Annotated in this window: 16 protein-coding genes and 1 pseudogene; 6 read left to right on the forward strand and 11 right to left on the reverse strand. The window is 72.4% G+C overall.

The genetic code is table 11. The features are described from left to right. Positions 1-26 precede the first annotated feature (26 nt). On the reverse strand, positions 27-1,562 hold the full coding sequence (gene purF / locus ACWCHM_RS27535) for an amidophosphoribosyltransferase (RefSeq protein WP_454220400.1): 1,536 nt from the start codon (positions 1,560-1,562) through the stop codon (positions 27-29). A 168-nt stretch (positions 1,563-1,730) separates the two neighbouring features. Next, the gene (locus ACWCHM_RS27540; protein WP_454220401.1) at positions 1,731-2,084 is read right to left on the reverse strand and encodes a sterol carrier family protein; all 354 of its coding nucleotides are present in this window, start codon (positions 2,082-2,084) and stop codon (positions 1,731-1,733) included. 150 nt (positions 2,085-2,234) lie between these two features. Here ACWCHM_RS27540 and ACWCHM_RS27545 point away from each other — a divergent pair, with 150 nt between their 5' ends. Next, complete coding sequence (locus tag ACWCHM_RS27545; RefSeq protein ID WP_454220402.1) at positions 2,235-4,598, forward strand: carboxypeptidase regulatory-like domain-containing protein; 2,364 nt, start codon at positions 2,235-2,237, stop codon at positions 4,596-4,598. A gap of 74 nt (positions 4,599-4,672) precedes the next feature. Here the strand turns inward: ACWCHM_RS27545 and ACWCHM_RS27550 are convergent, their stop codons facing one another. The 4 genes from ACWCHM_RS27550 to purS form a co-directional block, all read right to left on the reverse strand. Continuing rightward, a complete protein-coding gene (locus tag ACWCHM_RS27550) occupies positions 4,673-5,428 on the reverse strand; it encodes a 2-phosphosulfolactate phosphatase (RefSeq protein ID WP_454220404.1) in 756 nt (251 codons plus the stop codon). 4 nt (positions 5,429-5,432) lie between these two features. After that, the gene (purL, locus tag ACWCHM_RS27555) at positions 5,433-8,234 is read right to left on the reverse strand and encodes a phosphoribosylformylglycinamidine synthase subunit PurL (RefSeq protein ID WP_454220405.1); all 2,802 of its coding nucleotides are present in this window, start codon (positions 8,232-8,234) and stop codon (positions 5,433-5,435) included. Positions 8,235-8,304: 70 nt separating this feature from the next. Continuing rightward, positions 8,305-8,988, reverse strand: a complete 684-nt coding sequence (purQ, locus tag ACWCHM_RS27560; protein WP_281901397.1) for a phosphoribosylformylglycinamidine synthase subunit PurQ — start codon at positions 8,986-8,988, stop codon at positions 8,305-8,307. Beyond that, positions 8,985-9,245 carry a phosphoribosylformylglycinamidine synthase subunit PurS gene (gene purS / locus ACWCHM_RS27565; protein WP_067303294.1) on the reverse strand — a complete coding sequence of 87 codons (261 nt, stop codon included), beginning with the start codon at positions 9,243-9,245 and terminating at the stop codon, positions 8,985-8,987. The genes purQ and purS overlap by 4 nt, the downstream gene beginning before the upstream one ends. A gap of 462 nt (positions 9,246-9,707) precedes the next feature. Between purS and ACWCHM_RS27570 the strand changes: the two genes are divergently transcribed. Together ACWCHM_RS27570 and ACWCHM_RS27575 are read left to right on the forward strand one after the other, a co-directional pair. Beyond that, the gene (locus ACWCHM_RS27570) at positions 9,708-10,391 is read left to right on the forward strand and encodes a S1 family peptidase (RefSeq protein WP_088641950.1); all 684 of its coding nucleotides are present in this window, start codon (positions 9,708-9,710) and stop codon (positions 10,389-10,391) included. Between the two features lie 24 nt (positions 10,392-10,415). Continuing rightward, positions 10,416-10,981: pseudogene (locus ACWCHM_RS27575) on the forward strand (YbjQ family protein). A 468-nt stretch (positions 10,982-11,449) separates the two neighbouring features. Here ACWCHM_RS27575 and purB read toward each other — a convergent pair. The 4 genes from purB to ACWCHM_RS27595 all read right to left on the reverse strand — a co-directional run bounded on the left by purB (position 11,450) and on the right by ACWCHM_RS27595 (position 15,028). Then, positions 11,450-12,874 (reverse strand): adenylosuccinate lyase, encoded by a 1,425-nt coding sequence (gene purB, locus ACWCHM_RS27580; protein ID WP_454220406.1) that lies wholly within the window; start codon positions 12,872-12,874, stop codon positions 11,450-11,452. 123 nt (positions 12,875-12,997) lie between these two features. Beyond that, positions 12,998-13,603: a hypothetical protein gene (locus ACWCHM_RS27585; protein WP_454220407.1), complete on the reverse strand. Its 606-nt coding sequence runs from the start codon at positions 13,601-13,603 to the stop codon at positions 12,998-13,000. Between the two features lie 179 nt (positions 13,604-13,782). Further along, the gene (locus tag ACWCHM_RS27590; protein ID WP_454220408.1) at positions 13,783-14,496 is read right to left on the reverse strand and encodes a GntR family transcriptional regulator; all 714 of its coding nucleotides are present in this window, start codon (positions 14,494-14,496) and stop codon (positions 13,783-13,785) included. A gap of 19 nt (positions 14,497-14,515) precedes the next feature. Beyond that, the gene (locus ACWCHM_RS27595) at positions 14,516-15,028 is read right to left on the reverse strand and encodes a GntR family transcriptional regulator (RefSeq protein WP_454223195.1); all 513 of its coding nucleotides are present in this window, start codon (positions 15,026-15,028) and stop codon (positions 14,516-14,518) included. Positions 15,029-15,325: 297 nt separating this feature from the next. Here ACWCHM_RS27595 and ACWCHM_RS27600 point away from each other — a divergent pair, with 297 nt between their 5' ends. Next, positions 15,326-15,790 carry a hypothetical protein gene (locus ACWCHM_RS27600; protein WP_454220409.1) on the forward strand — a complete coding sequence of 155 codons (465 nt, stop codon included), beginning with the start codon at positions 15,326-15,328 and terminating at the stop codon, positions 15,788-15,790. A 27-nt stretch (positions 15,791-15,817) separates the two neighbouring features. Here the strand turns inward: ACWCHM_RS27600 and ACWCHM_RS27605 are convergent, their stop codons facing one another. Further along, positions 15,818-17,110: an acetyl-CoA C-acetyltransferase gene (locus tag ACWCHM_RS27605; RefSeq protein ID WP_454220410.1), complete on the reverse strand. Its 1,293-nt coding sequence runs from the start codon at positions 17,108-17,110 to the stop codon at positions 15,818-15,820. 56 nt (positions 17,111-17,166) lie between these two features. Between ACWCHM_RS27605 and ACWCHM_RS27610 the strand changes: the two genes are divergently transcribed. Together ACWCHM_RS27610 and ACWCHM_RS27615 are read left to right on the forward strand one after the other, a co-directional pair. Beyond that, positions 17,167-18,600: a 3-oxoacyl-ACP reductase gene (locus ACWCHM_RS27610; protein ID WP_454220411.1), complete on the forward strand. Its 1,434-nt coding sequence runs from the start codon at positions 17,167-17,169 to the stop codon at positions 18,598-18,600. Then, positions 18,600-19,667: a MaoC/PaaZ C-terminal domain-containing protein gene (locus tag ACWCHM_RS27615; protein ID WP_454220413.1), complete on the forward strand. Its 1,068-nt coding sequence runs from the start codon at positions 18,600-18,602 to the stop codon at positions 19,665-19,667. Before ACWCHM_RS27610 ends, ACWCHM_RS27615 begins: the two co-directional genes overlap by 1 nt. The last annotated feature ends 39 nt before the right edge of the window (positions 19,668-19,706 follow it).

The raw sequence follows: 19,706 nt of genomic DNA on the forward strand, positions 1-19,706 counted from the left end.
GACGGTGGCCGGGCGACCCCGGTGTACTACGGGCGGTGGGCGGTCGCGCCGCCCGGAGTGGCGACGAGCGGTGTGTGGTGCTCCGGGGTGTCCGGGGCGTCGGCGACCCGCCGGCCCACCCCTTCGAGCACGTGCTTGCCGATCAGGTTCCCGGCCGGCAGGTCGATCGGGTACTCCCCGTCGAAACAGGCCCGGCAGAGCCTGCTCCTGGGCTGTTCGGTCGCGGCGATGAGACCGGGGAGCGAGACGTAACCGAGGGTGTCGGCGCCGATCGAGCGTCGGATGCCCTCGTTGTCCAACCCGTTGGCCAGCAGTTCGGCCCGGGTGGCGAAGTCGATGCCGTAGAAGCACGGCCAGTTCACCGGCGGGGAGGAGATCCGGACGTGGACCTCCAGCGCGCCCGCCTCGCGGAGCATCCGGACGATCGCCCGCTGGGTGTTGCCGCGCACGATCGAGTCGTCGACCACGACCAGCCGCTTGCCCCGCACGTTCTCCCGCAGCGGGTTGAGCTTGAGTCGTACGCCGAGCTGGCGCAGGGTCTGCGACGGCTGGATGAAGGTCCGCCCCACGTACGGGTTCTTCATCAGGCCGGCGCCGTAGGTGATGCCGGACGCCTCGGCGTACCCGATGGCGGCCGGCGTGCCCGATTCGGGCACCGGGATCACCAGGTCCGCCTCGACCGGGTGCTCCTTGGCGAGTTGCCGGCCGATCTGCACCCGGGCGGCGTGCACGTTGCGGCCGGCGATGGTGGCGTCCGGGCGGGCGATGTAGACGTACTCGAAGAGACAGCCCTTGGGCTCCGGCGCGGCGAACCGGCTGGAGCGCAGCCCCTCCTCGTCGATCGCGATCAGCTCACCCGGCTCGACCTCGCGCACCACGCTCGCGCCGACGATGTCCAGCGCGGCGGTCTCGCTGGCCACCACCCAGCCGCGTTCCAACCGGCCGAGCACCAGCGGGCGGACGCCGTGCGGGTCGCGGGCGGCGTAGAGGGTCGACTCGTCCATGAAGACGAAGCTGAACGCGCCGCGTAGCTGCGGCAGCACCTCCAGCGCGGCGGCCTCCACCGACAGGTCGGGGCGGCTGGCCAGCAGCATGGTCACCAGGGAGGTGTCGTTGGTGGCCCCGTCGTCGAGCAGGCCGCGCTCGGCGACCTCCTTCTGCAACTCGGCGGTGTTGACCAGGTTGCCGTTGTGCGCCAGGGCGATCGTGGTGCCGGAGGTCGTCGACCGGATGGTCGGCTGGGCATTTTCCCAGGTCGAGCCGCCGGTGGTGGAGTAACGCGCGTGCCCGATCGCCAGGTGGCCGCGCAGGCTCTTCAGCGTCGGCTCGTCGAACACCTGGGCCACCAGGCCCAGGTCCTTGTAGACCACCACACCCGAGCCGTCGCTCACCGCGATGCCGGCGGCCTCCTGGCCCCGGTGCTGGAGTGCGTAGAGACCGAAATAAGTGAGATTGGCGACCTCTTCACCCGGGGCCCAGACGCCGAAGACGCCGCAGGCGTCCTGGGGGCCGGGTCGCTGGGGGTCAAGGTCGTGGCTCAGCCGGCCATCGCCTCGGGGCACTGCCGCTCCCTCATGCTGGTCTGGACTGGCCTGGCGGAGCCGGGGGGCTGCTCCGCGCCTTTCGGCCCTGGACCACTGTCGTCGCCTGACAGTGTACGCGAACACGAGTCGATACAGAAAGTCACGATCCACCTCCACCCCGTCACCTCATCCGGCGGAACGGCGCAGCTAGAGCGGCAGATGGTCGGAGAGATCCGCCCGGTTTCCGCTCACCTGTATGCGACCGTCCGTGACCGCCTGCCCCCACGACAGCCGTCCGGTGGCCAGCGCCAGCCAGGTGTCCGCCGCCATCTCCACCACGTTGGGCGGGGTGCCCCGGGTGTGTCGAGGCCCAGGAACGCATTGAACTGCACCGTAAGGTGGGACACGCACCTCCACCGATCGGCCGGGGGCACGCTCCGCGAGGGCGGTCAGAAGGGTACGGACCGCCTCGCGGTACACCTGACGTTCGGGCGTACGCCCCTCATCGAGCGCCGTCAGCGCCGCCAGCACCACGGCGGACTTAATGTGCGGAGAGGACACGACGGGACGATACGACCCGAGGTCGAAGTGGGTGACGCTGGCCCCTGGGTCGCGCCGATCCGGTCAGACAAGGCATAGTTGCCGACGGCGTATTCGTACCGTGATGATCCCCGGCCCCCGCCGGGGAAGTCAGACCGGAAGGCGGTGGACGTGTCAACACACCGACGTGCCTGGACGCAGCGGGCCGGTGTGGTCGTAGCGCTGGTGGCCGGCGCCCTGCTCACCGTCCCCGCCACACCCGCTTTCGCCGCTCCGAGCGTCAACAACGTGTCGGCGTCCCCGAGTTCCGTCGAAGCAGGGAAGACCACCCAGGTCAACTTCTCAGTCACCGTCAGTGATGATGCTTCGGTTGACATCTCGGTGACCTCCAGCAATGGCAAGCTGCGCTGCGTGAACGGCTGCAACCGCAGCAAGGTCAACCAGAGCGGCAACTTCAGCGCCGGCTTCACCCTCGCCGACGACGCGTCCAACGGCTCCGCCCAAATTACTGTCCGAGCCGTCGATGCCAACGGCGAAGATTCGGGCAGCACCACCGTGACCCTGGTGGCCAAGGCCGCGCCGCAGACCACCCCGCCGCAGGACAAGCCGACTGTGAAGTCGATCTCCGGCAAGGTGGTCGTGGCGGCCACCGGCGACGCGGTGCCCAACGCGGTGGTGGGCCTGGAGGACTCGACAGGCAAGCAGTTCAACACCACCAGCGACGGCAGCGGCAACTTCCGGATCACCGGGTCGAGCGCCAACCCGATCGCGCCCGGCTCGATGGTGCTCGGGGCCAGCAAGGACGGCGTCGTCGCCACCAAGCCGATCAGCGCGGGGGCCGGGCAGAGCCTGAGCAACCAGCGGATCAGCCTGGCGTTGAAGGTCGAGGTGAGCCCGAGCGCCACCCCGTCGACCACCGTCGAGGCGACCCCCTCGGAGGAGACGACCGAGGAGACCACCGAGGAGTCCACCGAACCGACAGGCGGGCAGCAGCAGGCCGCGTCGCAGGACGACGACAGCGGATTCGGCTCCTTCCTGATCATCCTGCTCGGCGGTCTGCTGGTGGCGGCCGGCGTCGGCACCATCGTGCTGCTCTGGATCCGCCGCAAGAACGCCGACGACGACGGCAACGGACCGGCCGGCGCCGCTGCGGCGGGCGACGTCCCCGGCCCCCGGAGCCCACGCGGCACCGACGACCAGACCCGGGTGGTCAACCGGGTCGGCGGCGGCCCCGACCCGACGATGGTCGGCAGTTCCGCGCTCAGCGACGCGCCGACGATGTTGCAGCGGCCGGTCGTCGACGACGTCCCGCCGGACCCGTATGGCGCGCCACCGCAGCCCTACGGTGCACCGCAGGACAACTGGGCCGGTGCCGGCGGCTACGGCGACGAGCCCGGCGGCCAGGGCGGCTACGGCGGCCAGCCGGGCGGCTACGGTGCCGCACCCGCCTCCGGTGGCGGCTACGGTGCGGCCGGCGCGGCGGGTGCCGCCGCAGGCGCGTACGGCGCGGCGAACCCCCCGGCCGGTGGCTACGGCAACGCGCCGTCCTCCGGGAGTGGCTACGGTGCCGCCCCCGCCTCGGGCGGTGGCTTCGACAACGCCCCCGCCTCCGGGGGCGGCTACGGCAACGCCCCCGCGTCGGGCGGCGGTTACGGCAACGCGCCCGCCTCCGGGGGCGGCTACGGCAACGCCCCCGCCTCCGGCGGCGGTTACGGCGGTCGGGACTACGGGGCGACGGCCGGTGCCGGCTACCCGGCGCAGGAGCAGGCCGGCGGCTACGGCGGCGACCAGCGTTACGACGAGCCCACCGGCCGGTACACCGGCGACAGCACCGCGTACGCGCCGGCTGCCGACCCGTACCCGACGAGCACCTACCAGCCGGAGCCCGACGCGTACGGCCAGCCGGGCGCGGGTGGGGGCTACGGCCAATCCGAGCAGGGCGGCTACGGGCGGGGTGCCGAACCGACAGGTGGTTACCCCGGCGGCGGCTACGGTCAGCAGGCCGGTTACGACGCCGGCCCGGCCCAGGGTTACGGCGGCGGCCAGCGCGGCGGCTACGACCAGCCGACCGGTGCCCACCAGGGCGGCCAGCACGGTGGCTACGACCAGCCGACCGGGTACGACCAGCCGACCGGGTACGACCAGCCGACGGGCGCCCACCAGGGTGGCTACGACCAGCGCGGCGGCGGGTACGACCAGCGCGGCGGCACCCACCAGGGCGGGTACGACCAGCAGGGCGGCTACGACCAGCGCGGCGGGGGCTACGACCAGCAGCCCGGCTACGGCTCGCCGCAGGGCGGCGGCTACGGCCAAGCCGGCGGCTACGGTGCCGAGCAGCAGCAGGGCGGCTACGGCCAGGAACCCCCGCAGCAGCGCGGCGGCGGGTACGACCAGCAGGGCTACGACCAGCAGCAGGCCGGCTACTACGGCGAGCAGGGCCAGCCGGGTCGTGACCAGCCGCCGTCAGGTCGGGCCCGGCCGGACGGCCCGCCCCCGGAGCGGGGCGGACGCCGCCTCGACTGGCTGGACGACTGACCCACAGGCGACAACGACGACAGTGGGCCGCCCCGACACGGATCGGGGCGGCCCACTGTCGTTTCCGGTCGGGGTCAGCCGGCCGAGAAGACACCCTGGCGGAGCACCGGCACCACGGTCGAGACGTCCCGCTGGACGGCCGCCTCGACGTCCCCGGCGAAGCCGCTCTCGATCAGCTCCCGGCCGGAGACGCAGCCACGTACCGCCGCCGGCACGTCCGGGGTGCTGGCCAGGGCAGCGAGCGTCATCGCCGCCTCCACGGACAACCCACCGGGCACCCCGGAGACGGCGTCCAGCACACTGGCCGCACCCAGCAGGTCCTCCACCGAGGGGCGCAGGGTGCCGTCCGGCCAGCGTTCACCGGCGGCGATCACCCCGACCGGGGCGTCCGTCGTGCCGTACCCCTGGTGGTGCAGCCACCGTCCGACGGCGCGGGCGTTGCGCAGGCAGGCCGCGACCACCGGTCGGCCGGTGGCGCTGGCGGCGGCGCTGATCGCGGAGCCGTTCGGCGACGGCAGCACCAGGTCGGCGACGGCGGGCGCGCTACCCAGGGCCGCCGGGGACAGCGACCACGGGTGCGCGGTGGTGGTCTGCCGACGACCCACCGCCGCCACCGCGCCGACCCGTCGCGCGTAGTCGGCCGCCTGCTCGCCCCAGGGGAACGGGTGGACCCGCACCCCCCGGGCGACCGCGACCTCGACGGCGGTGGTGAACGACAGGACGTCCACCACCACCAGTACGGCACAGACCCGGCCGAGTTCCGCCGCCCCGGTCAGCCCCCAGTCGAAGCGGGCACCCGACCCGGGTTGGACGTGGACGGCCGAGGCCACCGCCTCAGCGCTGATCGGGCGTCGGGCGCTGCCCGTCGCCGGCCTCGGAGGTCGCCGCGTCGGCCTGCGGGGTGGACCCGGTCGTCGGGGCGGCGGGAGCGTCCGACGTCGGCGCGGTGCCCGCCGGTGCCGGCACGGAGCCCGCGACGTCGTCCGACGAGGCGGCGTCGTCCGCCGGGTCGTCCGACACCGGGTCGGTCGACGTCGGCCCGCCCGACACCGGGGCGTCGGTCGTCGGAGCGGCCACCACCTCGGCGGCCGGGTCGTCCGCGTCCGCCGGCTGCTGCCGCTGCGGCACGTCCACCGGCTGCGTGGCGGTGGCCGGCGCGATCGTGGTGGTGCCCGTGCGGACCGCCTCGACCTGCACCTGGGCCGCCTCCGGGCCGCCGAAGAGCCGGGGCAGGGTCGCGGTGTGCGCCGCCCGCAGCTCGTCCAGGCCGATCCGGAACTGGCCGTGCACGTCCAGGACACCGCTCGCCGGGTCGGTCACGCCGATCTGCTCCCACGGCACGCCCCGCTCGTCGCAGAGGGCGGTGAACGCCTTCTCGTGCCCCCGGGGCACGGTCACCAGCGCCCGACCGGCCGACTCGCTGAACAGGAAGACGAACGGCAGCGAACCGTCGGCGAACCGCTCCGGCACGCCGATCCGGACCCCGACGCCCCGGCGCAGGCTCGACTCGACCAGGCTCTGCGCCAGGCCGCCGTCGGACAGGTCGTGCGCGGAGCTGAGGTGACCCACCCGGGCCGCCTCGGCCATCAGCTCGGCGAGCTGGCGCTCCCGGCCCAGGTCGACCTGCGGCGGCATGCCGCCGAGGTGCTCGTGCGTCACCCAGGCCCACTCCGAGCCGGACAGCTCCACGTGCGTGTCGCCGAGCAGGTAGACCTGGTCGTGGTCGCCGTTGGCCCGGGGCACGAAGCCCATCGGCACCCGGTCGGCCACGTTGTCCAGCACGCCCAGCACGCCGACCACCGGGGTCGGGTGGATCGCGGCGGCACCTGTCTGGTTGTAGAAGCTGACGTTGCCGCCGGTCACCGGGATGCCCAGTTCCAGGCAGCCGTCCGCCAGGCCACGGACGGCCTCGGCGAACTGCCACATCACGCCCGGGTCCTCAGGCGAGCCGAAGTTGAGGCAGTTGGTCACGGCGATCGGCTTCGCGCCGGTCACCGCCACGTTCCGGTACGCCTCGGCGAGCGCCAGCTTGGTCCCCTGGTAGGGGTCGAGGCGGGCGTACCGGCCGTTGCCGTCGACCGAGAGGGCGACCCCGAGGCCGGTGCTCTCGTCGATCCGGATCACGCCGGAGTCCTCCGGCTGGGCCAGCACGGTGTTGCCCAGCACGTACCTGTCGTACTGCTCGGTGACCCAGGTCTTGTCGGCCAGGTTCGGCGAGGCGATCATGCGCAGCAGGGTCTCCCGCAGCGCGTCCGGGTTGCTCGGCCGGGGCAGCGTCTCGGCCCGGTCGGCCTGGAGCAGGATCAGGTCGGCCGGCTCCCGCATCGGGCGGGCGTAGACGGGGCCGTCGTCGACCAGCGAGCCCGGCGGCACGTCGACCACCACGTGGTCGTTCCAGGTGACCAGCAGCCGGCCCGGCCGGCCGTCGGGCGCGGGCGGGGTGACCTCACCGATCGCGGTGGCCAGCACGCCCCACTTCTCGGCGGTCTTGAGCACCGCCTCCAGCTTGTCCGGGGTGACCACCAGCAGCATCCGCTCCTGGGACTCGCTGGCCAGGATCTCGTGCGGCTCCATCGACGGCTCGCGCAGCGGGACCCGCTCCAGCCAGACCCGCATCCCAGTGCCGGCGGACGCGGCGGTCTCGGTGAGCGCGCAGGTCAGGCCCGCGCCGCCGAGATCCTGGATGCCGACGACCAGCTCGGCGTCGTACAGCTCCAGGCACGCCTCGATCAGCAGCTTCTCGATGAACGGGTCACCGACCTGCACCGACGGGCGGCGCTGCTCGCTGCCCTCGTCGAAGGTGGCGCTGGCCAGCACCGACACGCCGCCGATGCCGTCCCGGCCGGTCTTCGCGCCGAGCAGCACCACGACGTTGCCGGGGCCGGCGGCATCCTTCTTCTGCAACCGGTCGACCGGCAGCACACCGAGGCAGAGCGCGTTGAGCAGCGGGTTGCCCTGGTAGCAGGGGTCGAAGACCAGCTCGCCGCCGATGTTGGGCAGGCCGAGGCAGTTGCCGTAGCCGCCGACGCCGGCCACCACGCCGGGCAGCACCCGGGCGGTGTCCGGGTGGTCGGCCGCGCCGAACCGCAGCGGGTCCATCACCGCGACCGGGCGGGCGCCCATCGCGAGGATGTCCCGGACGATGCCACCGACACCGGTCGCCGCACCCTGGTAGGGCTCGACGAAGCTCGGGTGGTTGTGCGACTCGACCTTGAAGGTGACGGCCAGCGTGTCGGAGACCCGGACGACGCCCGCGTTCTCCCCGATGCCGGCGAGCAGCCGGTCGCTGGGCGGGGCCTTCTCGCCGAACTGGCGCAGGTGCACCTTGCTCGACTTGTAGGAGCAGTGCTCGCTCCACATGATCGAGTACATGGCCAGCTCGGCCTGGGTGGGGCGGCGGCCGAGGATGTGCCGGATCCGGTCGTACTCGTCGTCACGCAGGCCCAGCTCGGCGTACGGCTGGAGCTCGTCGCCGGTGGCGGTGGCCCGCTGCACGGTGTCCACGCCGTCGGCCCAGTCGGTGACCGGCGTCGGACCGTCGGGCCGGGAGGTGGCCGGCGGCGCGACGGCCGCGTGCGGTTCCGCCGGGGCGACGCCCGCGGCTGCCCGAACGACCGGGTCCTGGTGGGTGGTCATGACCTCTCCTCGCTGCGCTCGTACCCGCCGGTGGGGCGGTGGAGCCGACCGATGTTGCCGCCGCGCACCGTCACGCCGGCGTCCCCACCAGGTGCTTGAGCACCGAGGTGAAGAAGCCGAGGCCGTCCAGGGAGGGGCCGGTGAGCGCCTCGACCGCGTGCTCCGGGTGGGGCATGATGCCGACCACGTTGCCGGCGGCGTTGGTGATCGCGGCGATGTCCCGCTGCGAGCCGTTCGGGTTGCCGCCGACGTAGCGGGCGACGATCCGCCCCTCGGCCTCCAGCGCGTCGAGGGTGGCGGTGTCCGCCACGTAGCAGCCCTCGCCGTTCTTGACCGGGATGAGGATCTCCTGGCCGGGCTGGAAGGTGTTCGTCCAGGCGGTACCGGCGGACTCGACGCGCAGGACCTGGTCCCGGTTACGGAAGTGCAGGTGCTGGTTGCGGGTGAGCGCGCCGGGCAGCAGGTGGGCCTCGCAGAGGATCTGGAAGCCGTTGCAGATGCCGAGCACCGGCAGGCCGCCCCGGGCAGCGTCGACCAGGGTCTCCATCACCGGGGCGAACCGGGCGATGGCGCCACAGCGCAGGTAGTCGCCGTAGGAGAAACCACCGGGGAGGACGACGGCGTCCACCCCGTGCAGCTCCGGGTCGCCGTGCCAGAGCCGGACCGGCTCCGCGCCGGCGATCCGCACGGCGCGGGCGGCGTCCCCGTCGTCCAGCGAGCCGGGAAAGGTCACCACACCGACGCGGGCGGTCACGAGTGCGCGTCCGCGGTCTCGTCGGCCTCGACCCGGACCGTGAAGTCCTCGATGACGGGGTTGGCGAGCAGCTTGTCGGCGATCTCCCGGGCCCGGTCCAGGTCCGGTTCGCCGGTGAACTCGATCTCGATCCGCCTGCCGATGCGGACGGAGGCGACGTCACCGACGCCGAGCCGCGGCAGCGCGTTTGCGACGGCCTGGCCCTGAGGATCGAGGATCTCGGGCTTGAGCATGACGTCGACGACGACGCGAGGCACTGGGCACTCCTGACTGTGTACGCAGTTGGGTGCCGGCCCACTACGGGCGAGCGCAGCCAGCGTACCTGGCAGATTCCGGTCCGGACGCACCGGCCGGGCGCAGTTCAGGCAGTGATCGACATTACCGGACGCCGGGACGTGTGGTCGAGATCCGTTCGTTGCCGCTCTGATACGGGATTGTTGCCGATCGTCGTCGCGTCGCCCCGACACACCCTACCTGAGCAGGCAATACGCGGCTCAACGCCAGATTTGCGACCGGTATCCGACAAACAGGGACGAGCACATCCCGGGTCATTCCTGTCACATTGGTCGATCTCGATGACAGTCTTGTGAAGCCGCTCACCGCCCCCTAGCCTCAATCGCCAGATATCGATGCCTGGTCGACGTCAACGAGGGGCCACCCCCGCCCCGACGCCCGACCCGCCCGGCGACCCCGGGCCCGACCCGAAGGAGTCCCCCCCGATGCGTCTCCGCTCCACGCTCGCGGTGCTCACCACCGCCCTCGCCGGCGTCCTCGTCGCCGCCTCCGGGGCCACCGCCGCCCCGGCCGGCCCGCAGCCGATCATCGGCGGCAGCACCGTCTCCTCCGCCCCCTGGGCCGCCGCGGTCTTCAGCAACGGGTCGTTCACCTGCTCCGGCAGCGTCATCTCCGCGCAGTGGGTGCTCACCGCCCGACACTGCGTCAGCGGCACCATGTCCGTCCGAGTCGGCAGCGTCTACTACGCCTCCGGCGGCACCACCCGCACCGTCAGCGCCTCCTACACCCGCAACGACCTCGCCCTGCTCCGGCTGTCCAGCACGGTCAGCACCACTGCGGTCAGCCTGGCCAGCAGCAACCCGCCGGTCGGCTCCACCAACACCATCTACGGCTGGGGCATGACCTGCTACAGCGGCTGCGGGGCGTCCAGCCAGCTCAAGACCGCCTCGGTGCAGGTGACCAGCACCAACGCCACCGACGCGTACGGCGGCCAGGCGATCCGCAGCACCCGGATCAACGGCAACGCCTGGCGCGGCGACTCCGGCGGCCCGCAGTTCTACAACGGCCGGCAGGTCGGCGTCGCCTCCACCGCCGACGGGTCGAGCATCCAGAACTACGGCAGCGTCGCGTACAACCGGGCCTGGATCACCTCCACGGCCGGTGTCTGACGGTTACCACCCCGGGCGGCGCGGATGGCCGGTCGCGTGCCGGCCGTCCGCGCCGCCTCGTTTTGCAGCATCCGACCAGGTGCCGACGGCACGCTTCGACACCGCACGGCTACTGACAGCATCGAACCGTGCTGGTCGTGACGACGGATCAACTGCCCGGCTACGAGATCCGCCAGATCCTCGGCGAAGTGGTGTCGTCGATGGCGCGGACCCGGAACCCGTACCGCGAGGGGGTCAAGAACCTGCGCGGCGGCGCGTACGACCCGATGGCCCCGGACAACCTCACCCGCTGGCGTACCGACTCGGTGGCCCGGCTCGGCGAGGAGGCCCTGCGCATCGGTGCGAACGCCGTGGTGGGGATGCGCTTCGACAGCCGGGACTGCGGCGAGATGTGGATGGAGATCTGCGCCTACGGCACGGCGGTGATCGTGGTGCCCAAGGTCCCCGACGTCATGCCGCACGACCAGCCCCTGGTCGCCGCCGAGACCGCCCACGACCCCGGGTTCGCCGAGGCCCCCGGCGGCATCGCCGAACCGGCGAGCGCCCCCAACCTCTCCTCCGCCGCCGAAACCCCCACCCGAGACTCCTGACCCACCCGCTCCGGGTCCCCTGGTCCCCCGGTCCCCCGCCCCGCCCGGCCCGGCCCCGGTGATCAAGAGGTTTACGCCAATTCGATCTTCAAAGCTGACGCAAACTTCTTGATCACCGGCCAGAGCCGACGGCCGCCCAGGCCGGAGTGACGTGATCAAGAGGTTTGGGGCAGGTTCAGCGCTGGCAGTGACGCAAACCTCTTGATCACCGGTGAGAACACCCCGCCCCCGCCGGGCTTGGGGGCGTGATCAAGAGGTTTACGCCAATTCGATCTCCAGCGGTGACGTAAAGCTCTTGATCACCGGGGAGAGGCGACAACCGCCCGGGGCTTGGGGGCGTGATCAAGAGGTTTGGGGCTGGTTGGGCTTGGGTGGTGACGTAAAGCTCTTGATCACGGGAGAGGTCGGGTGGGGAGGTCGGGTGGGGGAGGGAGTGGCGGGAGGGGGGAGGGCGGAGGGCGGGAGGGGTTAGAGGATGGGGGGTGGGGAGTAGGTGGCGGCTTCGGGGTGGGCGGTGACGACCGTGGTGATGCGTCGGGTGATCGCGTCCACCTGGGCCTGGGCGGCACCGGTGAAGGTGGCGGGATCGGCGACCAGGGTGTCGATCTCGCTGCGGGTAAGGCCGAGGCGGGAGTCGGCGGCCAGCCTGTCGAACAGGTCGTTGTCGGGGGTGCCCTTCTCCCGCATCGCGAGCGCCACGGCGACCGCGTGCTCCTTGATCACCTCGTGGGCGACCTCCCGGCCGACGCCCCGGCGTACCGCAGCGACCAGGATCCTGGTGGTGGCCAGGAAGGGTAGGAAGCGCTCCAGCTCGCGGCTGATCACCGCCGGGTACGCCCCGAACTCGTCGAGCACGGTGAGGAAGGTCTGGAACAGCCCATCGGCGGCGAAGAAGGCGTCCGGCAGGGCCACCCGGCGGACCACCGAGCAGGAGACGTCCCCCTCGTTCCACTGGTCGCCGGCCAGCTCGCCGACCATCGACAGGTAACCGCGGATGATCACCGCGAAGCCGTTCACCCGCTCCGACGACCGGGTGTTCATCTTGTGCGGCATCGCGCTGGAGCCGACCTGGCCCGGCTTGAAGCCCTCGGTGGCCAGCTCCTGACCGACCATCAGCCGGATCGTGGTGGCCAGCGACGACGGCGCGGCAGCCACCTGCGCGAGCGCGGAGAGCACGTCGAAGTCCAGCGAACGCGGGTAGACCTGCCCGACGCTGTCCAGCACCCGGGCGAAACCGAGGTGACCGGCGACCCGACGCTCCAGCTCGGCGACCTTCTCCGCGTCCCCGTCGAAGAGGTCGAGCTGGTCGGCGGCGGTGCCGACCGGGCCCTTGATGCCGCGCAGCGGGTAGCGGCCGATCAGGTCTTCCAGCCGCTCGTACGCGATGAGCAGTTCCTCAGCCGCCGAGGCGAAGCGCTTGCCCAGTGTGGTGGCCTGCGCGGCGACGTTGTGCGACCGGCCGGTCAGCACCAGGCCGGAGTGCTCGTGGGCGAGCCAGGCCAGCCGGGCCAGCGCGGCGACCACCCGGTCCCGGATCAGCTCCAGCGAGGCGCGCACCTGGAGCTGCTCGACGTTCTCGGTGAGGTCGCGTGAGGTCATCCCCTTGTGCACGTGCTCGTGCCCGGCGAGCGCGCTGAACTCCTCGATCCGGGCCTTCACGTCATGCCGGGTGACCCGCTCCCGCTCGGCGATCGACGCCAGGTCGACCTGGTCGACCACCCGCTCGTACGCCTCGACCACACCGTCGGGGACCGCCACGCCGAGGTCCCGCTGGGCGCGGAGCACGGCGAGCCAGAGCCGCCGTTCCATCCGGACCTTCTCCTCCGGGGACCAGAGGGCGACCAGTTCGGGTGAGGCGTACCGGTGGGCGAGCACGTTCGGGATCGTCGTCACGTACCTCATTCTCGCCTACCCAACGGCCGGTGGCCTGGTCGGGCCGACCAGGGGCGGAGCGGCAGGCCCTGCTGGCAGCGGCCGGCGGGGCCAGCCGGACCGCGCGGGCCACGCAGTTCGGCGTCAGACCTTCGGAATGTCGTGCACCGGCGCGGTGACCACGAGGGTCCTCGTCTGCTTGCCGTGCGCGTTGCGCGCCGTCAACGTGTACGTGTGCCGCTGGGTGTCACCCTCGCGACCCGAGCACGGGAAGGTGAGCTCCTCACTACCGGTCGACGGGTAGTCGTCCCGGTAGACGCCGGGGCCGTCGACCGACAGGGCCACCGAGGTCGCGTCGCCGACCCGCCACTCCATCCGCACCCCGCTGCCGGGGATCGGGTTGACGCTGGTGCCGGCCGGGCAGCTCGGCTTGCGGGTGACCCGGAAGGAGCTGATGGTGGGGCCGTTCGCCTTCGTACCGGACGGGACGCCCTCGGTGTCCCCGCCACCGCCGGTCGAAGGGCTGCCGGTGGGGTCGGCCTCCTTGATCCCCACGCCCGGGGCCCCGCCGTCGGTGACCGTGCCGGTGTCGCCGGAGCCGGTCCCCGCGTGGCCCGACCCCGCCGGACCGCCGGCCGACCCGACCGCCGGGGGTCCCTCGACATCCCTCGTGGTGGGGGCACAACCGCCGGCCGCGAGCACGACGGCAACGGCAACGGCAGCGGTACGCAGCAGGGCACGACCGGGCATGACACTCCTCGACGGGGCACCGCCACCAGGACGTCCGGGCGGGCTGACACCACGGTAGGAAGCCCCGACAACACCGCCCCGAACTGCGCGAACACTCAGTAGGTCACAGCGGGCGGTCAGGGATTCGAGTGGTGGCGTGGGCGCACCAACTGCGCCTGGCCCGGTGAATCCGACGACTGTCAGATATGGAAACCGTAACGAAGCTCGTGCAGATGACTGCCCTTGATCAGCACCGACACCTCGACGGGCTGTTTCGTCGCGGTAAGAACCACCCGCAGTTGGCGCAGCACAGGCACGTACGGCGGCAGCGCCAACCTCTCCACTTCCTCGGAGGTCGGCATTCGGGCCGACACGTGATCGACCACCTCATACTCCGGATGGCCGAGGTCCGCCAGGACCCGGGCGGCCCCACCGCTGATCTTGCGGCGTTCGGCGAGTTCGGTGCCCCGCGCGATCGAGGCCGGGTAGTACGACCAGCACAACTCCGTCGGCTCTCCGCCGTGCAGCATCAGCCGCTGTCGGAGCACCACCTTGTCGTCGCTGCCCAGCGCCAGTAGCCGCGCCACCTCCGGGGAGGGCTCCACCTCCTCGACGGCGAGCAGGCGGTAGCTGATCCCGCTCGGCTGCGGCGCGAGGTATGCCGAAGCCTCCATGACAAGAGGCTGGCGGTCACGTACGTAGACGCCTCTGCCCATCTCACTGCGCACCGCTCCCTCCGCCTTCAATGCGGCAAGCGCCCGTTGGACAGTTGCCGTGGCAGCGGCATACCGCGTCGTCAAGGTGGGGATCGACGGCAGTTGAGAGCCGGCAGGAAGATCGCCAGACATGATGCGGGCCCGAAGGTCGGCCGCGATCTGTTCATGCCGAGGACGGCCGTCGCCTTCGCTGGCCATGTGCCGCTCCCTCGATCCGCTATTCGACGATCAGTTCGTACCGTAGGCGCCGGCCCTGCGGCACCATCGTCATGACGCTCAACTCGACAGGCACGCCCTCGGCGGTGCTGAGTAGCCGGGTCAGCCCGAGCACCCACTCTCCGGCCGCCAGCCCGAGGGCGCTCCGCTGGGATTCGGTGGGCTGCCGGGTGTAGACGTCCTCCGTGACCCGCCCGGGACGATAGCCCAGTTCGGCGAGCAGGCTGACCGCTCCTCCCCGAATCTTGCGGGGCTCGCTCAAGGCGGTGCCACGAGCGATCGAGGCCGGGTAGTACGAGTCGGTCAACTCGACCGGTTTCCCGTCGAACATCATGAGCCGCCGTCGAACGATGACCGGTGTGTCGGCATCCACCAGCAGCGCTTCCGCCACCTCAGCCGCTGGCGGCATCTCCGCCACCTCCAACAGGCTCTGACTGCCGACCCCACCCTGCTGCGCCGCCTCGGCGGCCCACGCGTCCCCACCTGCGCGCGATCGGGGCGTCACGTAGGGCATCGAGACACTGATCCACTCGGGGCGACTCACCTTCGACTCCTCTGCACCGGCACTGACCAAGGGTAGTTCAGCAGAAACGATCTACCCATCCATCCTTAATGCTTTATTGGATAGGCAGTAAGGTTGTCGACGCCAGTGAAGCTGCCCTGCGTGCATCCGCGAACGACAGGAGTGGAAGATGGGCGTCTATCGGTCGACGAACAGCCAGGGCACGCCCCGGCAGGCACCACTATTGACCTTCGCCTGGATGTTCCGGCTGTGCGCAGCCGCCACCGGGCCGCACTCCCCGGTGTCGTCATGACCGTCCGGCCGGTGGTCCCGTTCGGGATCGGCGACGTGGTGACGGTGGCCGAGCAGCACTACTGCTACGGGCTCGGCACCCTGACCCTACGGATCGTGGAGGTGGGTCGCCGGGAACAACACAGCGACGGTCTGTGGATCCGTCTGCGCGGCATCGAACTGGGTCATCCATCCGGGGCACAGCAGCGGCGGGTGCTCGCCCGGCTGGAGGCGATCCGGGTCCAGCTGGTGCCTGCCCTGGTCGCTCACCTGCCAGCCCGTCCCGGCTGGCAGTGCACCGGATGCGGCGAGTCCTGGCCCTGCCGGGTCCGACGCGACCGACTACTCAGCGAGTACGCGGACGATCGCGCCGCCCTCGGCGTCTACCTCGGCCTGCAACTGGTCGAGGCGTTGACGGACCTGAGCCGGCAGCCGGCCGGCGACCTGCACACCCGATTCCTCGGCTGGCTGCGAACGAGGTGAGCCGGTACGGCAGCGGGCAGCGCCCACTCAGCGTTCCAGGATGGCGGTGACGCCCTGCCCGCCGGCCGCGCAGATCGAGATCAACCCCCGGCCGCTGCCCTTCTCGGCGAGCAGCTTCGCCAGGGTCGCCACGATCCGGCCACCCGTGGCGGCGAACGGGTGCCCGGCGGCCAGCGACGAGCCGGTGACGTTGAGCCGGTCCCGGTCGATCGCGCCCAGCGGGACGTCCCGCCCCAGCCGGTCCTTGCCGAACTCCGGCGACTCCCAGGCCGCCAGGGTGGCCAGCACCTGCGACGCGAACGCCTCGTGGATCTCGTAGAAGTCGAAGTCCTGGAGGGTCAGCCCGGCCCGGTCCAGCATCCGGGGCACCGCGTAGGCGGGGGCCATCAGCAGCCCCTCGTCGCCGTGCACGAAGTCGACCGCCGCCGTCTCCGACCAGGAGAACCGGGCCAGTACGGGCAGCTGGTGCTCGCGCGCCCACTGCTCGGAGGCGAGCAGCACGGTGGACGCGCCGTCGGTCAGCGGAGAGGAGTTGCCGGCGGTCATGGTGGCCTGCTCGGCGTCCGGGCCCCGGGTGCCGAAGACCGGCCGGAGCGCGCCGAGCTTGTCCAGGCTGGTGTCGGGGCGGAGGTTCTGGTCCCGGGTCAGCCCCAGGTAGGGCGTCATCAGGTCGTCGAAGAACCCTCTCTCGTACGCGGCGGCGAGGCGCTGGTGCGAGCGGAGCGCCAGCTCGTCCTGGGCCTGCCTGTCGATCTGCCAGCGCAGCGCCGTCCGGGCGGCGTGCTCGCCCATCGACAGTCCGGTACGGGGCTCGGCGTTGCGCGGCAGCTCGGGCCGGAACGGCTGGTGCGGGCGGAGCTTCGCGGCGATCTTCAGCCGCTCGCCGAGGTTCCGGGCGCTGTTGAGCTTCAGCAGGGTGCGGCGCATGTCCTCGTTGATCGCCAGCGGCGCGTCGGAGGTGGTGTCGACGCCACCGGCGATGCCCACGTCGAGCTGCCCGAGGGCGATCTTGTTGGCGACCAGGATCGCCGCTTCCAGGCCGGTGCCGCAGGCCTGCTGGATGTCGTACGCGGGGGTGTGCGGGTCGAGCTTCGAGCCGAGCACCACCTCCCGGGTCAGGTTGAAGTCCTTCGCGTGCTTGAGCACCGCCCCGGCCACCACCTCGCCGACCCGCTGCCCGGCCAGCCCGAACCGGGCGACCAGCCCGTCCAGCGCCGCGCCGAGCAGGTCGGCGTTGGATGCGCTGGCGTAGCGGGAGTTGGACCGGGCGAAGGGGATGCGGTTGCCGCCGATGACCGCGACCCGCCGGATGCTCTGCACGATCCCGCCTCCGTTTCAGGACTTGCCCACAACCTACTGACCAGTAGGCTACGCCCATGACCGACAGGTACGCGAGCTTCGTCCAATCGGGGGCCGGCCGCGCGCTGGTCAAGCGCCTCGGGCTGCCCGACCCGCCGCGACTGCGCCGGCACACCCCCGGCGACCCGTTGCTGCCCGGCCCGGTCCTGCTCGGCGCGGCCACCGGCGGACGGCTCACCGAGCCGGTCACCGCCATCCTCACCGCCGCCGGGGTCGACGTGCGCACCGGCACCGGCACCACGCCACCCGCCGCCGGGCACGACGACGCCGTAGCCGACGGGCCCGCCGGCCGGGACGAGCGGGCGGGGAACGGCGGCGCACCGGCCGCCCGGTTCGGCGCGCTGGTCTACGACGCCACCGGCATCACCGACTCCACCGGCCTGCGTCAGCTCTACGACTTCTTCCACCCGCAGGCCCGCTCGGTGCTGCCCAGCGGTCGGGTGATCGTGCTGGGCACCCCGCCGGCCGGGTGCGGCTCGCCCCGGGAGGCCACCGCCCAGCGGGCCCTGGAGGGGTTGACCCGCAGCATCGGCAAGGAGTTCGGTCGCGGCGTCACCGCCCAACTGGTGTACGTCACCCCGGACGGGGACGCCGGCACCCCGACCAGCCTGGAGGCGACCCTGCGGTTCCTGCTGTCCGGCCGTTCCGCGTACGTCTCGGGGCAGGTGGTCCGGGTCGGCACCGGGCCGGCCGCCGTACCGGCGGACTGGGACCGGCCGCTGGCCGGGCAGGTGGTGCTGGTCACCGGCGCAGCCCGGGGCATCGGCGCGGCGGTGGCCCGGGTGCTGGCCCGCGACGGCGCGCAGGTCGTCGCGCTGGACGTCCCGGCGGCCGGCGACGCCCTCGCGGCGGTCGCCAACGAGATCGGCGGCACCGCCGTACAGCTCGACCTGACCGGCGCGGACGCCCCCACCCGGCTCGCCGACCACCTGGCCGACCGGCACGGCCGGGTCGACGTGGTGGTGCACAACGCCGGCATCACCCGGGACCGGACGCTGGGTCGGATGGACGCCGACCGGTGGGACGCGGTGCTCGACGTCAACCTCTCCAGCCAGGAACGGATCAACGACGTGCTGCTGGAGCGGGGGCTGATCCCCGGGGGCGGACGGCTGGTCGCCGTCTCGTCGATCGCCGGGATCGCCGGTAACCGGGGGCAGACCAACTACGCGACCAGCAAGGCCGGGGTGATCGGCCTGGTCGACGCGCTCGCCCCGGCGCTGGCCGGGCGGGGAATCAGCGTCAACGCGGTCGCCCCCGGGTTCATCGAGACCCGGCTGACCGCCCGCATTCCGCTGGTGATCCGGGAGGCGGGCCGCCGGATGAACAGCCTCGCGCAGGGCGGCCTGCCGGTGGACGTCGCCGAGACGATCGGCTGGTTGGCCTGGCCGGCCTCGGCGGCGGTCAGCGGTAACGTGGTCCGGGTCTGCGGCCAGAGTCTGCTGGGGGCGTGATGGCACGGCGCAGGAACCGGCCCGAGGAGTCGGGCGACGGCGAACTGTCGGTCAACGACCTGATCGACGGGCCGACCGAGGTCATCTCACCGGCCGCGCTGGCCGCCGCCCGCGCCGCCGGCCCGGACCGCAGCGTCGACGAGACCCACGACCTGTCGGCGTACGCCACCGGAGGGCCGGCGGGCCCGACCGGCGGGGACCCGGTGGCGCGGACCGGGCGGGCCCGGGTGGAGTTGCCCGGTCTGCCCAGGCCCGGCGTGCTCTACCGGCGGGCGTTGCGCGATGCGCTGCCCGGCATCGGCCGGTCCCGCCGGCCGGACGCCGCACCCCCGGTCGAGCTGGCCGTCGCCGGCGTCGCCGTCGATCGGGCCCACCTGGCCGAGTACGACCGGGTGTGTGGTTTCCGGTTGGCCGACGCGCTGCCGGCGACCTACCCGCACGTGCTGGGGTTCCCACTGGCGCTGCGGTTGATGACCCTGCCGGAGTTCCCGTTCCCGCTGGCCGGGGTGGTGCACGTGGGCAACCGGATCACCGTGCGCCGGCCGGTTCCGGCCGACGTGCCGTGGGACTTCGTCGCGTACGCCGAGAATCTCCGGCCGCACGCCCGGGGCCGCCAGGTCGACGTCGTCCTGGTCGGCTCGGTCGGCGGTGCGGAGGTGTGGCGCGGGGTGTCGACGTACCTGGGTCGGGAGCGCGGGGCCGGAGGTGTCGGGCGGGATCCGGGTGAGCGGCCCGCGCCGCCGGCCGCCACCGCGCACTGGCGGCTCACCCCCCGGGTGGGTACGGACTACGCGCGGGTCTCCGGGGACCACAACCCGATCCACACCTCCCGACTGGGGGCGCGGCTGTTCGGTTTCCCCCGACCGATCGCGCACGGCATGTGGAGCAAGGCACGTTGTCTGGCCGCGGTGGAGAGCCGGCTGCCGGAGGCGTACACGGTGGAGGTGGCGTTCAAGCTGCCGGTGCCGTTGCCCTCGACGGTGGCGTTCAGCGCCGTCCCGGGCTGGGACTTCGCCCTGCACGATGCCCGGACCGGCCGCCCGCACCTGGTGGGCACCGTCCGCTGAACGACGCACGGCGGTTGCCCACCGCCGCTTCGTGAGCTA

Source organism: Micromonospora sp. SCSIO 07396 (assembly GCF_053667945.1).

What these genes read in the sequence shown, in the direction of transcription:
- ACWCHM_RS27595 (WP_454223195.1), bottom strand. Translation starts at nt 15,028, where the DNA reads ATGCCCTACGTGACGCCCCGATCGCGCGCAGGTGGGGACGCGTGGGCC.
- ACWCHM_RS27590 (WP_454220408.1), bottom strand. Translation starts at nt 14,496, where the DNA reads ATGGCCAGCGAAGGCGACGGCCGTCCTCGGCATGAACAGATCGCGGCC.
- ACWCHM_RS27610 (WP_454220411.1), top strand. Translation starts at nt 17,167, where the DNA reads ATGACCGACAGGTACGCGAGCTTCGTCCAATCGGGGGCCGGCCGCGCG.
- ACWCHM_RS27600 (WP_454220409.1), top strand. Translation starts at nt 15,326, where the DNA reads ATGACCGTCCGGCCGGTGGTCCCGTTCGGGATCGGCGACGTGGTGACG.
- ACWCHM_RS27585 (WP_454220407.1), bottom strand. Translation starts at nt 13,603, where the DNA reads ATGCCCGGTCGTGCCCTGCTGCGTACCGCTGCCGTTGCCGTTGCCGTC.
- ACWCHM_RS27615 (WP_454220413.1), top strand. Translation starts at nt 18,600, where the DNA reads ATGGCACGGCGCAGGAACCGGCCCGAGGAGTCGGGCGACGGCGAACTG.
- purL (WP_454220405.1), bottom strand. Translation starts at nt 8,234, where the DNA reads ATGACCACCCACCAGGACCCGGTCGTTCGGGCAGCCGCGGGCGTCGCC.
- ACWCHM_RS27570 (WP_088641950.1), top strand. Translation starts at nt 9,708, where the DNA reads ATGCGTCTCCGCTCCACGCTCGCGGTGCTCACCACCGCCCTCGCCGGC.